The 13,858-nt window shown below is 71.7% G+C and carries 12 protein-coding genes; 5 read left to right on the top strand and 7 right to left on the bottom strand.

The genetic code is table 11. From position 1 onward, the window contains the following. Nucleotides 1-18: 18 nt before the first annotated feature. Together IFY26_RS06350 and IFY26_RS06345 are read right to left on the bottom strand one after the other, a co-directional pair. On the bottom strand, nt 19-606 hold the full coding sequence (locus IFY26_RS06350; protein WP_232548156.1) for an excalibur calcium-binding domain-containing protein: 588 nt from the start codon (nt 604-606) through the stop codon (nt 19-21). Between the two features lie 106 nt (nt 607-712). Then, on the bottom strand, nt 713-2,236 hold the full coding sequence (locus IFY26_RS06345) for an alpha-N-arabinofuranosidase (protein ID WP_232548155.1): 1,524 nt from the start codon (nt 2,234-2,236) through the stop codon (nt 713-715). Between the two features lie 43 nt (nt 2,237-2,279). Here IFY26_RS06345 and IFY26_RS06340 point away from each other — a divergent pair, with 43 nt between their 5' ends. Next, on the top strand, nt 2,280-2,633 hold the full coding sequence (locus IFY26_RS06340; RefSeq protein ID WP_232548154.1) for a metallopeptidase family protein: 354 nt from the start codon (nt 2,280-2,282) through the stop codon (nt 2,631-2,633). Between the two features lie 200 nt (nt 2,634-2,833). On the opposite strand, the gene IFY26_RS06335 is transcribed toward IFY26_RS06340, so the two are convergent. The 5 genes from IFY26_RS06335 to IFY26_RS06315 all read right to left on the bottom strand — a co-directional run bounded on the left by IFY26_RS06335 (nt 2,834) and on the right by IFY26_RS06315 (nt 9,423). Further along, entirely contained in the window at nt 2,834-4,846 is a 2,013-nt protein-coding gene (locus IFY26_RS06335) for a glycosyl hydrolase (protein ID WP_232548153.1), read from the bottom strand. Next, nucleotides 4,846-5,583, bottom strand: coding sequence for an HlyD family efflux transporter periplasmic adaptor subunit (locus IFY26_RS06330; protein WP_232548152.1), 738 nt, complete (start codon nt 5,581-5,583; stop codon nt 4,846-4,848). Before IFY26_RS06330 ends, IFY26_RS06335 begins: the two co-directional genes overlap by 1 nt. Beyond that, nucleotides 5,580-7,577 carry a glycosyltransferase family 2 protein gene (locus tag IFY26_RS06325; protein WP_232548151.1) on the bottom strand — a complete coding sequence of 666 codons (1,998 nt, stop codon included), beginning with the start codon at nt 7,575-7,577 and terminating at the stop codon, nt 5,580-5,582. The genes IFY26_RS06330 and IFY26_RS06325 overlap by 4 nt, the downstream gene beginning before the upstream one ends. 302 nt (nt 7,578-7,879) lie before the next feature. Beyond that, nucleotides 7,880-8,734 carry an HAD family hydrolase gene (locus IFY26_RS06320; protein WP_232548150.1) on the bottom strand — a complete coding sequence of 285 codons (855 nt, stop codon included), beginning with the start codon at nt 8,732-8,734 and terminating at the stop codon, nt 7,880-7,882. Next, the gene (locus tag IFY26_RS06315; protein ID WP_416046558.1) at nt 8,731-9,423 is read right to left on the bottom strand and encodes a hypothetical protein; all 693 of its coding nucleotides are present in this window, start codon (nt 9,421-9,423) and stop codon (nt 8,731-8,733) included. Before IFY26_RS06315 ends, IFY26_RS06320 begins: the two co-directional genes overlap by 4 nt. 350 nt (nt 9,424-9,773) lie before the next feature. Here IFY26_RS06315 and IFY26_RS06310 point away from each other — a divergent pair, with 350 nt between their 5' ends. From IFY26_RS06310 to IFY26_RS06295, 4 genes are all read left to right on the top strand, one after another. Beyond that, nucleotides 9,774-10,817 carry an AAA family ATPase gene (locus IFY26_RS06310; RefSeq protein WP_232548148.1) on the top strand — a complete coding sequence of 348 codons (1,044 nt, stop codon included), beginning with the start codon at nt 9,774-9,776 and terminating at the stop codon, nt 10,815-10,817. Between the two features lie 65 nt (nt 10,818-10,882). After that, nucleotides 10,883-11,875, top strand: coding sequence for a DUF58 domain-containing protein (locus tag IFY26_RS06305; RefSeq protein WP_232548290.1), 993 nt, complete (start codon nt 10,883-10,885; stop codon nt 11,873-11,875). Then, nucleotides 11,875-12,828 carry a VWA domain-containing protein gene (locus IFY26_RS06300; protein WP_232548147.1) on the top strand — a complete coding sequence of 318 codons (954 nt, stop codon included), beginning with the start codon at nt 11,875-11,877 and terminating at the stop codon, nt 12,826-12,828. Before IFY26_RS06305 ends, IFY26_RS06300 begins: the two co-directional genes overlap by 1 nt. Then, nucleotides 12,825-13,793 carry a VWA domain-containing protein gene (locus IFY26_RS06295; protein ID WP_232548146.1) on the top strand — a complete coding sequence of 323 codons (969 nt, stop codon included), beginning with the start codon at nt 12,825-12,827 and terminating at the stop codon, nt 13,791-13,793. Before IFY26_RS06300 ends, IFY26_RS06295 begins: the two co-directional genes overlap by 4 nt. Nucleotides 13,794-13,858: the final 65 nt, after the last annotated feature.

Genomic DNA, 13,858 nt, shown 5'->3' with positions numbered 1-13,858 from the left:
GACCCCCGGGCTGCGGCCTCAGCTTTCGCAGACCACCCCGTCGTCGTCACCGTCCCGGTACCAGTCGTACTCCGGGTCGACCCCACTGCGGTAGGGGCCGTGCCCGTTGGCCCGCGCCTCCTTGCAGGTCGAGAAGCGGGGATCGGTCTGGGCCGCGGCGGCGGGCACGGACGCGAACCCCGCCGGCTGTGCGGGCGGAGCCGCCTCGACCGTTGTCGTCACCGTGACGGCCGGGGCGGTCAGGGTCACCGGGGGCGCCGTGACGGTCGCTGGCGGTGCCGTGCGGGTGACGGGCGGCGCAGTGATCGTGACGGGAGGGGCTGAGGGAACGGCGGCCACCCCCTGGGCGGCCGAGCCCTGGCCACTCACGTTGCCCAGCAACCCGCCTGCGAGAAATGCCAGCGCGGGCGCCAGAATCCAGTGCCGCGCGCTCCAAGGCCGGGTCTTCAGCGGCGAGGGAGTCGCGGTCGTCGCGTCGTCCTCGACCCAGAATTCCCATCCCGGAGGAGCAGGCGGCCAACTGGGATCCGGCTTCCAGGACGCATCGGGCGTCCAGTCGGCCGGCGGTTGCGGCCAGCCGGGCGGGGCGTTGAATTGCGGGGCCATCGATACTCCTTGCGGGTGAGCGGTGGGTGCACAGGCACCACCGCTGCACCGTAGCCCCCCGCGGGCCGTCGGTCTAGCTCACCGGAGCGTCCCAACAGGGAATTGCTCAGGAGCCGGCCAGGGTCAGGGTGACGGTGGCGAAGCTGTGCGGCGGCAGGGTGATCCGCACGCCATCCTCCCGCCAGTCCACATCCACCGCCACCGGGCGCACGGCGTCCGGATCGTCCACGGTGTTGTGGGCCGCCGCGGAGGCCGCGGCGAGCACCGTCCCCTCGGCCGCCTGCACGGAGCCCCCGCGCAGGTCGAGCTCCACGGTCTGCTCGGCGTCGGGGTCGAGGTTGGACAGCGACACCAGAGCCCGGCCGTCCTTCACCGAGGCGGACGCCGACAGCAGCGGCAGCGTCCGCCCGTCCACCTCGCGCGAGGCCAGCGGCCCGCCCAGCGGGTGCACCGCCAACGCGGCGGCATCGTGGTGGCCCCGGTTCATGGCGAATACGTGGAACGTAGGCGTCCGCACCACCGCGTCCGGCGTGGTGAGCAGCATGGCCTGCAGCACGTTGACCGTCTGGGCGATGTTCGCCATCGCCAGCCGGTCGGCGTGGCGGTGGAAGCTGTCGAAATGGACGCTGGCGACCAGCGCGTCGCGCAGCGTGTTCTGCTGGTACAGGAATCCCGGGTTGGTCCCCGGCTCCACGTCGTGCCAGGTGCCCCACTCGTCCAGCACCAGCCCGATGCGGCGGTCGGGGTCGTAGACGTCCATGATGGCCCCGTGTCGGCGGAGAAGATCCTCAATGCCGGCGGCGCGGGCCAGGCAGGTCCAGTACTCCTCGGCTGAGAACTCGGTGGCCGAACCCTTGTGCTGCCAATCGCCCACCACCGTGTAGTGGTGCAGCGAGATCGCGTCGAAGTGCCCGCGGGCGTTGCAGCCGCAGCCGAGGTCGCCGAGCGTCTTCATGAGCGTTTCGGTCCAGTGGTAGTCATCGCTGTTGGCGCCGCCGGCGATGCGGTACAGCACGTTGCCGTCGTGGTTGCGGCAGTACGTGGCGTACTGGCGCGCGAGATCGGCGTAGTACTCGGCGCGCATGTTTCCGCCGCAGCCCCAGCTCTCGTTGCCGATGCCCCAGAAGCGCACCCGCCACGGTTCCTCGCGGCCGTGGGAGCGCCGCAGCTCCGCCATCGGCGAGGTGCCGCCCCGGGTCAGGTACTCCACCCAGTCGGCCATCTCCTGCACCGTTCCCGAGCCCACGTTGCCGCAGATGTACGGCTCGGCGTCCAGCTGGGCGCAGAGGTCCAGGAACTCGTGGGTGCCGAAGGCGTTGTCCTCCACCACGTCACCCCAGTGCGTGTTGACCATGGTCGGACGCCCCGCCCGCGGCCCGACGCCGTCGCGCCAGTGGTACTCGTCGGCGAAACAGCCACCGGGCCAGCGCAGGTTCGGCACGTCGAGCTCCCGCAGAGCCGCCACCACGTCGGAGCGGATGCCCCGGGTGTGGGGTACGTCGGCGTCCTCACCCACCCAGAACCCGCCGTAGATGCAGGCGCCGAGGTGTTCGGCGAAGTGCCCGTACAGGTGCCGGCTGATGGTGGGGCCGGGGAGGTCGAGGTTGATCGCCAACGTCGTCGTCCGCATGGTCGCCCACCCTACGCCGGGGCCACCCCCTAGGGTGGCGTCCATGGCGATCGAGATGGACGCGGACACGTTCGAGGCGCACGTGAGGGACGCGATCGCCACCGTGCCCGCCGAGCTGATGGACCTGCTCGACAACTGCGTCATCGTCATCGAGGACGACGCCCCGGCCGACGACCCCGACCTGCTCGGGCTCTACGAGGGCGTCCCCCTCACCGAACGCGACTCCTGGTACGGCGGTGTGCTGCCCGACCGGATCATCATCTTCCGCAACCCCACGCTGGCCCTCTGCGACACGACCGAGGACGTGGTCGAGGAGGTCCACATCACGGTGGTCCACGAGATCGCGCACTTCTTCGGCATCGACGACGACCGGCTCCACGCGCTGGGCTACGCCTGAGCCGGGGCACGCGGCCCCCGGCGGGCGTCGGGAGAGATTCCCCACAATGCGGGTTCGGGTGGCGCACAATGAAGGACGACACTCACGCCCGCGGAGCCCCGTGAAGGAACCTGTGACAGGAGCGGAACTCCTCACGGGCGTGAGTGTCGCCAGGAGGGGGCCGGTTCGCCGGCCGACCCCCGGTTCAGGGTGGGCCGGGCTCAGGTGGCCTGGGCCATGCAGAACGCCAGCAGGTAGGTGCGCGAGTTGCCGTCGTCGATGAACTCATCGGGCAACGACCGGGCCGTGTCGAGGGCCTCGGCGGCGTCCTCCTGCCCCGCGAGCGCCCGGTACATGAGCAGGTAGTCGCCGTAGGTCTGGGCGTACCCGCCGGTCGCGGTCGCCTCGGCGACGTTGGCGCGGATGCGCTCGGAATCACCGGCGAGGAACTCCGACGACGGGCTGGCGGGAATCACCAGGATCGCCAACATGGCGGCCGGCTCGGCGGAGAACCACGTGGCGTAGTCCCGCTTGCCGCCCCACACGAGCGAGGTGATCTGGTGGGCGAAGCCGTCGTAGGCCGGCTCGGTGGTGTCAAAGTCGGTCCAGTACGCGCGGGCCGCCTGCGCCTCCAGCGCCTGCAGCCACGTGCCTTCGACCTCGAGCGGGTCGTTGCCGGACGCGCGGGCCCACAGCGTCAACCCCGCCCAGGCGTTGATCGCCTCCGAGACGGACTCCTGGTTGTTGCCGTCGGCGAACGGCGAGGTGCCGGACGCCCACGAGTGCGACGCGTACACGTCGAACGTCCGGCGTTCGGGAAAGAAGTCGTTCGGCTCGGACGACGCGATGTCGGCGGCCAGCAGGTCCATCACCGGTGCCCAGCGTTCGGCGAGCTCGGGATCGTCGGCGGCCAGCACGCCCGCGGCGTACAGGAAGTAGCCGTAGTGGAAGTGGTGGTCGTTGTACCGGTCGGCGTCGAACGTCGCCACGCGGCCCACGACACCGCGGTTGGTGGTGTCGTAGACGAAGCAGAACGCGTCGGCGCTCGCGCAGCGCTCCGGATCGGTCCACAGGTCCATGGTCTCCACGATCTTGGCGCGCAGCGTGGCGGCGGACGCCTCGTCGCCGAGCTGGGTCGCGATCTGCCACAGCATGGCGTCGCGCTGCAGCGCCTTGCCGCCGAAGTAGGTGTCGGCAGGGTAGTCCGGGTCGCTCGCCACGTCGGCGACCAGCGCCTCGCCGAGCTCGGCGCGCTGGGCGTCCGAGAGCCCCGCCAGGTCCAGCCCCGCGTTGGCCGGCTGGGTCGGTGAGGTCCACGTCAGCTCCGACCCGGCGCACACCGCGAGCGTGCCGTAGATGCTCGCGTAGGTGCCGAGTGAGCAGTCGGTGGACGCCTGGTGGGGCATCGCGGCCACCGCCGTTTCACCCCCGGCGGTGGCGTAGCTCAGCGTGGTGGACGCCTCCTCGCCCTCGACGGTGTAGCTCAGCGTCGATCCGGTGACCGGCGCGGCCAGGGCGGCCAGCGCGTCGGCGTCCCCGCCCTCGGGCAGGGCGAACCAGGTGGCGTGACCGCCGGCGTCCACCGAGATCGACTCGCCGGCGACCCGGACGCCCTCGCCGAGGAGCACCCACGTGTGGTCGCCGACCGTGGTGGTCCAGCGGTCGCCGTCGGCGGCCCAGACGGCGCCCGAGGAGGTCAGCTCGGTGGCGGCGTCCGCGGTGAACGTCAGGAACGGCGAGCCCTGCGCGAGCACCAGCGAGCCGTGGGACACGGTGTCGGTGAGGGTCACCGTCGCCGTGTCGTACGCGCTCACCTGCCACGCGGGGGCATCCGGCAGGAGCAGGGTGATCTCGGGGGCGTACGGGCCCGTGATGACCTTCTCCGCCGCCGTGACCACGGGCAGGTTGAAGCCGAACCCGGCGTCGGTGAGGCCGAAGGCGTAGGGCATCGGGAAGACGGGCATCGGCTCCTCGCCGAAGACGAGCCCCGAGAACCACCGGTTGGTGGGCGGCACCAGGCCGTCGGCGAGGCGGTCGGCCTGCAGGTCGAGCCCCTCCTCCTGCGGCAGCGCGGCCACCTGCTCGGCGAGGGCGGACGCCTCGAACACGGCACCGTCGCCGCCCGAGACCGCGGGGGTCTCGGACGGGGCGGTGCCCTGGGGCTGGATGCCCGTGCAGGCACCCAGCGTGAGCACGAGCGCCGCGGCGAGCGCGACGGGGCGCAGGGCCTTCATCAACGCAGACCGATCTGGGTCAGGAACCCGCGGAAGGCCTGCGTCGGGCCGGCGAGCAGGCCGTCGTCGCGCAGTTCCATGATGGCCTGCACGGGCGAACCGGCGCGGGTCAGCTGGGCATAGGCCGCGTCGGTGATGGTCGGAACCGTGACGTACGCTACGGTGATGGCCTCGCCGTTGTCGGTGACGACGGACACGTCGGTCACCTCCCCCTCGAGCTTGGTGTTGTCGGCCAGGTTCACGATGACGCGAGCCCCCGTCTCGACGCGGCTGTAGTCCACCGGTTCGAGTTCGAACCGTGCCACCACGGTCTTGGGGCTGCTCGCGGCGATCGTCGCGAGCGAGGTGCCGCTGTTGACGAAGGAGCCGGCGGTCGCGGCGACGTCGGTCACCTGGCCATCGATGACGGCGAGATAGGTGACGGTGCCGGTCTCCTCGTCCACGGTGTAGGCCGCGGTGTCGGCGACGTTCAGGCCGTTGGCGACGGCGTTCTGCACGTCCGGGCTGACGACGGTGAAGAGCCGGTCGCCGGCTGCGACGTCCTGGCCCGCGGTGATGAAGGTCTCGGTGAGGACGCCGGCGTAGTTGGAGCCGACCAGGGCCGAGGGGGCGTCGACGGTGGCGGTGACGGATGCGACGCGGGACTGCCGCTGGTTGTAGAGCAGGGTCAGCAGGACCATGATCACGAGGACGGCGGCCACGCCGCCCCAGAGTCGGAATCGGTTGCTCCAGGTCATCGGAAAACCTCCTGGGTGTCAGTGGTGGGAACGGTGGGTTCGGTGGTGGCGGGCAGGGACGCCGCCGCGCGGCGCGGCGCCGGGATGACGGAGGCGTCCAGTCCGCGGCCGCGGCGGACCGGCACGGGCATGACGCCGAGTTGGGAGTCCCCCGGGGTGTAGCGCTGGGCGAGCAGGAGCGTGGAGGGCTCGACGGCCATGGCGGGCTCGCGGCCCGCGAGCAGCGAGTCGACGTCGCGCCGGGCGCCCTCGATGGCCGAGCGGTCCAGCACCTCGACGACCGAGGGGAGGGGCTCCGGGCTCGACTCGACGGGGTCCGGGAGCGGCGTCGCCGCGGCGGCCCGTGCGCTGCCGACGGCGGCGCGGCCCTCGAGGTATGCCACGACCATGAACGCCGTGAGCGCCACGAGGTTGATGCCGTTCCAGATCGTGGCGATGTTGAGGTGGCCGAGCGACATGTCCCGATAGACCGAGACGGAGGTCGCGCAGATCAGGAACACCCACACCAGCACCTGCGGGATGATGAAGTTGAACGGGGAGACCTTGCCGCCGGTGGCGCCGGTGACGCTCCACTTGGTGTCGACCCCGATGAAGGCGTTCTTGAAGGCGCGCAGGTAGATGGGGAAGGAGCACTGCGCGAGCAGGAGCACCTCCCAGCGGAACGTGCCGAGCGTCAGGCCGGCGAGCAGGATCTGCAGGAGGTAGAAACCGGCGTAGAACAGGAACCACTCAAAGGGGCCGACGGTGAGGTTCACCGGCCGCAGGTCGAAGAAGATCTCCAGGGCGGGGACGAAGAGCAGGATGCCCGGGGCGATGCCCGTGAGGTAGTGCGTGGCGGTCACGAAGTACATGAACCGCTGGTCGAGCGTCAGCCGGCGGCGCGGGCTGAACGGGAAATGGGTGAGCAGGATTTCGAAGCCGCCCGTCGCCCACCGTTGCTGCTGCTTGGTGTAGGCCTCGATGGTCTCCGGGGCGTCCCCGACCGCCAGGGTGTTGGGGATGTAGATGGAGCGCCAGCCCCGCTCGTGGAGCAGCAGCGATGTCCACACGTCCTCGGACTTGGAGTCGGTGTACAGGCCACCGATGTCGAGCACCGCGGCGCGCCGGTAGAGCACGTTGGTGCCCACCGAGAAGGCCGCATTGAACTCGTTGCGGCCCGGCTGGACGAACCGGTAGAACATCGTCTGCATGTAACCGGCGCCGCGGGAGATGATGTTGTGCATGTTGCCGTAGGTCTGCGGAGTCTGCACCAGGGCCACGTTGTTGTCGACCATGAACGGCAGGGTCTCCTCGAGGAACTCCGGCCGGGGCACGAAGTCGGCGTCGAGAATGACGAAGAACGGCGCCTTGGCGACGGTCAGCGCGTTGTTGACGTTGCCGGCCTTGGCGCCGTGACTGGTGAGGCGCCGCACGTAGCTGCACCCCAGCTCGGCGGCGAGGTCGCGGACCTCGTCGGAGCGGCCGTCGTCGAGGATCCAGGTGCCGTGGGCCCCGCGCACCGCCAGGGCGGCCTCGGCCGTCTTGCGGATGACGTCGACCGGCTCGCCGTACACGGTGATGAGCAGGTCGGCCGCGACCTCCTGGCTGCCCAGGAACATCGGCCAGCGGGTGGGGTCGTGGCTCACGCCCCGCTCCGCGTTCGCGTCGGCGTCGTAGAGTTCGGACTTCGCCTGGTGGAAGGCGAAGGTGCGAGGGTTGCGAATGCCCGACAGCACCGTCCACATGCTCATGAGCGCGTGGAAGATGAGGGTGACCTCGGCGAAGATCACCAACAACCAGGGCAGCAGGTCACCGCGGTTGGCCGGATTCAGCAGGAACCAGGCGTACGCGAGAATTCCGATGAGGGCCATCAGCGACACGGCCACCATCACGGGGGAGTAGGGGTTGCGGGTTGCCTGGCGGCGGGACCGGGGGACGTGGGCGTCCACCCGGGCCAGGTCGTTGGTCTCCTCGAGCACCAAGGGTGCCTGGGGAGTGATGCTTGCAGCAGCCATCTGCCGTCGCGTCCTTCCTGTCTGAGCTCGGGATGCGACGTCGAATCCGTTGCGGGTTCCTTCACTTCAACAGTAGGACTGATGGCTGGGGAATGAGAGGGCCCAATTCATCATTGTTGAGCGGTAAGCGAATACCCTCGTGAGCGGTTGCCACGGCGTGGCGCGCAGGGGCTTTTCGACACCGGAGCCCGTGGCTAGGCCCGACACGGTCCGTGACGTCGGGGCGGGCAGGGTGCAGGTGCCTTCCTTGTTGCAGGCGAAGCAACGGAGCGCAACTGGGCGGGCTCCGGCCGCTGCTGGGTTCAGCCGGGGAGGTCGTCGGCCTCGGCCAGCAGCCGGGTGAGCGTGGTGCCGACGCCGCCGTCGGCGTTGGTGCCCACCACCTCGAAGCGCGCTCGCAGCGTCGGGTGCGCGTTGCCCATCGCGAAGGGCCGACCGGCGAACTCCAGCAGGGCCAGGTCATTCGGCATGTCGCCGAACGCGGCGACGTGGGCCGGCGCCACGTCCCGCTCGGCGCACAACTCGGCGAGGGCGGACGCCTTGGACACCCCGGGCGCGCTGATCTCCAGCAGGGCGCGGTGGCCGGGCAACACCGAATGGGTCACGACGGCACGCTCGCCCAGGTGGTGGGCCGCGGCGTCGGCGAAGGCGTCCACATCGCCCACCGGCCCGGCCGCCGGCGCCAGCGCCAACAGCTTCACCACGGGCGTGACGCGATCGAGCAACTCCTCGAAGGGCGCGCGCACGGTGACGGCGTTCTCGGTATCGGTGGTGCGGCTCGTGTCGGGGAACGCGGAGACCCAGCCGGGCTCGCAGCCGAACACCTCGCCGTGCTCCAGGGCGAGCAGGACGCCGGGGAAGGCGGTCCGCAGCGCGTCCGCCAGGGAGGTGAGCGTGGCGCGGGGCAGGGGATGGCGCCGCACGATGACACCGGAGGCCAGGTCGACCACCGCCGCGCCGTTGCTGACGATGACGTGGGGCCGCGCGCCCGCGATGGGCTCCAGGCACCCCAGCCACCGGGCGGGGCGTCCGGTGGCCACCACGAGGTGGACGCCGGCCGCGGCCGCGGCGTGGAGCGCGGCGACGTCACCGGGCGCGATGCGCCCGTCGGGGCCGAGCAGGGTGCCGTCGAGGTCGGTCGCGACCAGCCGGATCACAGGCGGCTGTTGGGTGACGGCGAGCCGCCGGGGCTGCCGGACGGCGAGGGCTCGGGGGAGCCGCTCTGGGGGCTCGGCGAGGCCGAGTCCGGGGACGGGGACGCGCTGTCCGGCGACGGGGAGGCGGTGTCGGGGGACGGCGAGGCCGAGTCGGGGCTCGGGGGCGGGGATTCGGTGGACTCCGTCGGGACGGGCGGCGGCGGGCTCTGCGGGGGCGCGGCCTGGAACAGCAGGATGGCGACGAGGATGGCGAGCGCCATGAGCAGCATCATGATGAGCCAGGAGAGCAGCAGCGTTCCCCACCCGGCGCGGTCGCCCCGGCCGGGCCACGGCAGCGGCCAGGGCCGTGAGAGCCCGGGGGCGACCTTGTCGATCCAGGGGAGCCGGTAGTCGGGGCCGGCGGGGCGGCCCTGCTGCGGCAGCCAGGACAGATCGACCTCGGCGAGCACGCGCTCGGCCTCGTCGACCGCGCGGGAACTGCCGTCGAAGGCGAGCGCCACCCAGGGGGCGTTCGGCCGCTCGTCCGGGGCGGCGGGCGTGGCCGGCCCGGGGGCGAACGTGTGGCCGAGGCGTCCCTCGCCCTGCCCCCGGCCGCCGCGCGCGAGCACGGTGTCGATGTGCATCTTGTTCACGGTGCCGGCGAACCGGTCGACGGCGGCGGCGTCCGCCGAGGCGCCCTCGGACAGCATGACGAGCAGCGCCGGGGTGTTGTGGTCGTCGTGGGCCGTGAACGCGACGCCGGAGGGCGAGGCCGCCACGCGCGCGTCCAACCAGCGGCCCCCGACGCTCGGCGGGTCGTCGGCCAGCAGGGGGTGCAGCAGCGCGCGATCACCGGAGGCGGCGCCGGCGCCGGGGTCGGCGTCGGGCTCGGCCTGCGGCTCGGGGGCCTCGGAAGTGCTCATCGCCGCCCATTCTGCCCGGTGGGGCAACGCGTGCCCACCCCGGGCCGTGCCGAGTTCGGCTGTCGGGGCCAGCGGGTAGGGTGTGTCCCGCATCGAGTTCCCGGCCCCGCAAGGGAGCAGTGTTCCAGGAGGTGGCGTTGTCCAGCAGCCAGACCGCAGAGGTCCGCGAGGCCGCGCAGCAGCTCAGCGAGGCGATCGCCGAGGTCCAGCGCGTCATCGTCGGGCAGGAGCACATGGTCGAGCAGCTCATGGTCGGCCTGCTCGCCAAGGGTCACGTGTTGCTCGAGGGCGTGCCGGGCACGGCGAAGACGCTGGCGGTCCGCACGTTCGCCCAGGTGGTCGGTGGTGAATTCGCGCGCATCCAGTTCACGCCCGATCTGGTGCCGTCCGACATCGTGGGCACGCGCATCTACTCGGCGCAGCAGGAGAAGTTCGACATCGCGCTCGGCCCGGTGTTCGTCAACTTCGTGCTGGCTGACGAGATCAACCGTGCGCCGGCCAAGGTGCAGTCGGCCATGCTCGAGCTGATGGCCGAGAAGCAGGTCTCCCTCGGCGGACGCACCTACCCGGTGCCGCAGCCGTTCATCGTCATCGCGACCCAGAACCCCATCGAGTCCGAGGGTGTGTACCCGCTGCCCGAGGCGCAGCGCGACCGTTTCCTGCTCAAGGTCGACGTGCCGTACCCGCGGGGCAACGAGGAGTTCGAGATCCTGCGGCGCATGAGTGTGACGCCGCCCACCGCGCGCAACCTGCTGCACCCCGAGCGGGTCGCCGAGCTGCAGGACCTGGCGTCCAACGTGTTCGTGCACAACCTCGTCGCGGAGTACATCGTGCGGCTCGTGCTCGCCACGCGCACCCCGGGCGAGTTCGGCATGCCCGATCTCGACGGTGTCATCCAGATCGGCGCCTCGTCGCGCGCCACGCTGGGCCTGACGGCCGCGGCGCGCGCGCTCGCGCTGATCCACGGTCGGGACTACGTGCTGCCCACCGACGTCCAGGCCGTGGCGGCCGACGTGATGAGCCACCGCGTCGTGCTCGGGTTCGACGCCGTGGCCGACAACGTGTCGCAGGTGCAGGTCGTCGAGCGCATCCTGGCGATGGTGCCGGCGCCCACGCCGGTGTGGAACGACCAGCGCTCTCGGACGCCGCAGCCCGCCGTCGGCGGCTCCCAGCCCGGCTGACGGGCGCTGGCGTGGCGCAGGTCTCGTTCACCCCACCCTCGGACGCCCTCGGGGCCGTCGGGTCGGTGCTGCGCGAGCCCACCCAGGCGACCCTGCCGCTGTCGAAGCTCGCCCCGGAGCAGGCGTTGCGCCGCCTGGAGCTGGCCATCGTGCGGCGCATGGAGGGCTTCCTCCACGGCGATCACCGTGGATTGCTGCCCGGCCCGGGTTCGGAGACCAACGACGCCCGCGAGTACGTGGCGGGCCAGGACGACGTCCGCCGCATGGACTGGGCCGTCACCGCCCGCACCGGGACGCCCCACGTGCGGGACACGATCGCCGATCGCGAGCTCGAGGTGTGGGCCATGCTCGACGTCACCCCGTCGATGAACTGGGGGACGGAAGGCGTCACCAAGCGTGACCTGGGCATCGCCGCCATCGCCACCATCGGCTTCCTCAGCCAGCGGATGGGCGACCGCTTCGGCGGCCTCGTGATGCGCCCGGAGACGTTGGTGCGCATTCCCGCCCGTTCGGGGCGCATGGCGCTCTACTCGCTGCTGCGCCGCATGTTGACCGAGCCGATCGTCCACGACCGCGCCGAGGGGCCGTACTCGCTGGCGCGTGGCATCGACCAGTTGGCGCGCGTCCAGCGGCGCCGCGGCGTCCGCGTGGTGGTGTCGGACTTCCTCACCCCTGGCGACACGGAGCTCGACCCCGCCGTCGAGCCCGAGTGGGAGCGCGCCCTGCGCCGCCTCACCGTCCGCAACCAGGTGATCTGCGTGGAGGTGGTGGACCGCCGGGAGGTGGAGTTCCCTGACGTGGGTGACATTCTGATCCGCGACCCCGAGACCGACTTCGCGCGCTACATCAACACGTCGGACGCCGCCGCCCGGGCCCGTTTCGACGCGGCCTCCGCCGCCCAGCGCGAGCGCATCCGCATCGCGATCCGCCGGGCGGGTGCCGGGCACATCCAGCTGCGCACCGACCGAGACTGGGTGCACGACATTGCCCGGTTCGTCCTCACCTACCGGCGGGTGGCCTCGGCGCTCCACGCGCCGCCGCAGGGGGTGCAGCGCTGATGGACCTGTCCTTCCTCAACCCCGAGCGGCTCTGGGTGCTGGCCGTCATCCCGTTCCTCGTGCTGCTCTACGTGTGGGCGTTGCGCCGCAAGAGCCGCACCGGCATGCGCTTCACCAACACCGCGGTGCTGGGGCGTGTGGTGCCCCGCCAGTCGCAGTGGCGCCGCCACCTCGCCGTCGCCATGTCCCTGCTCAGCCTGATCACACTGGTGCTGGCCTGGTCGCGCCCCAACGGCGTCGACCGGGTGCCCCGGGAGCGGGCCACCGTCGTCCTCGTCATCGACGTCAGCCGGTCGATGGCGGCGACCGACATAGCGCCGAACCGGCTGGAGGCCGCGCAGCAACTCTCGATCGACTTCATCGACGAGCTGCCCGAGCAGTACAACGTGGCCGTCGTCTCGATGTCGGGCAGCCCGGCCACCCGGTTGCCCCCGACGACCGACCGGACGCTGGCACGCCGCGCGATCGACGCGCTCGCGCTGCAGGACTCCACGGCCGTGGGGGACGCCATCTACGTCGCGCTCAGCGCGATCCAGATGGCCCCGCGCAGCGACGACGGCTCGGTGGCACCGGGCGCCATCGTGCTGCTCAGCGACGGGCAGAACACCGCGGGGCGCGCCCCCGCCCAGGCGGCGCAGCAGGCGGAGGCGGACGGCGTGCCGATCCACACGATCGCCTACGGCACGGACAACGGCTCGGTCGACCTCGACGGCGTCCGCGAGCGTGTGCCCCCCGACCGGGAGCTCATGCAGCAGATCGCGCAGGAGACCGGCGGCACCTACGCGAGCGCCGAGAGCGCCGGCGACCTCAGCCGGGTGTACAACTCCATCCGGTCGTCGGTGGGGTATGAGGAAGTCCTGACGGAGACGACCGCGACGTGGGCGGGGTACGGGCTCGCCTTCGCCGTGGTGGCCGCCCTGGCCGCGGTGTCCCTGGGAGCGAGGTGGCCGTGATGCTGACCCCGTTGATCTCGTTCTTCCACCCCGAGCGGCTGTGGTTGCTGCTGCTGGTGCCCCTGCTGCTGCTGACCTACCTGGCGCTCGCGCGCCGGCGGGCGTCCCGGACGCGGACCTTCGGCATCGAGAACCTCAGCCGCGTCCTGCCGAAGCAGGCGGCCTGGAAGCGTCACGTCGCGGTGGTGGCGGCGGTGCTGAGTCTCGCGTCGCTGACCGTCGCGTTCGCCCAGCCGAAGGACTCGGTGAACGTGCCCCGCGAGCGCGCCACCGTGGTGATCGCCATCGACGTGTCGCGCTCGATGGAGGCCACCGACGTCGAGCCCAACCGGCTGGACGCCGCCAAGGCGGCCGCCCAGGGGTTCGTGGACCTGCTGCCGCAGGGGTTCAACACCTCGCTCGTGGCCTTCGCCGGGTCCGCCGCGGTCATCGTGCCGCCGACGCAGGATCGGGCGCTGGTGAAGGCGTCCATCCAGAACCTGGCGCTGGCGCCGTCCACGGCCATCGGCGACGGCATCTACGCCTCGCTGGACGCCCTCGCGCTGGCCCCGCCTGACCCCGACGACCCCGAGGCCCCGACGCCGGGGGCCATCGTCCTGCTCTCCGACGGCTACACCAACATCGGCCGCAGCTCGACGACGGCCGCGCGGGACTCCCGGGAGGCCGGGTTCCCCGTCTACACGATCGCCTACGGCACCCCGAACGGATTCGTCGTCACCAACGGCCGGCGCGAACCGGTGCCGGTGAACCCCGCGGAGCTCGCGACCGTGGCCCGGGAGTCGGGCGGGGAGGCCTTCCGGGCCGGTAGCAGCGACGAGCTGCGCAGCGTCTACGCCTCGATCGCCCGGTCGGTCGGCTATGAGCAGGTCGACCAGGAGGTCACGGAGCTGTACGCGGGCATCGCCCTCGGGTTCGCGCTCCTGGCCTCGCTCGCCGTAGTGTCGCTCGCCGCGCGCTGGCCGTGAGCTAGGCTCAGCCGCACCTTCGCCGAGCGCGGCAAAGGTCCACCGACACTCATCCCAGCGTCCGG

Origin of the sequence: Propioniciclava soli (assembly GCF_014858005.1) — a bacterium.
Classification (GTDB): domain Bacteria; phylum Actinomycetota; class Actinomycetes; order Propionibacteriales; family Propionibacteriaceae; genus Propioniciclava; species Propioniciclava soli.
Note: the sequence above shows the minus strand (reverse complement) of the source record. Positions and strands in the feature narration are given on the sequence as shown.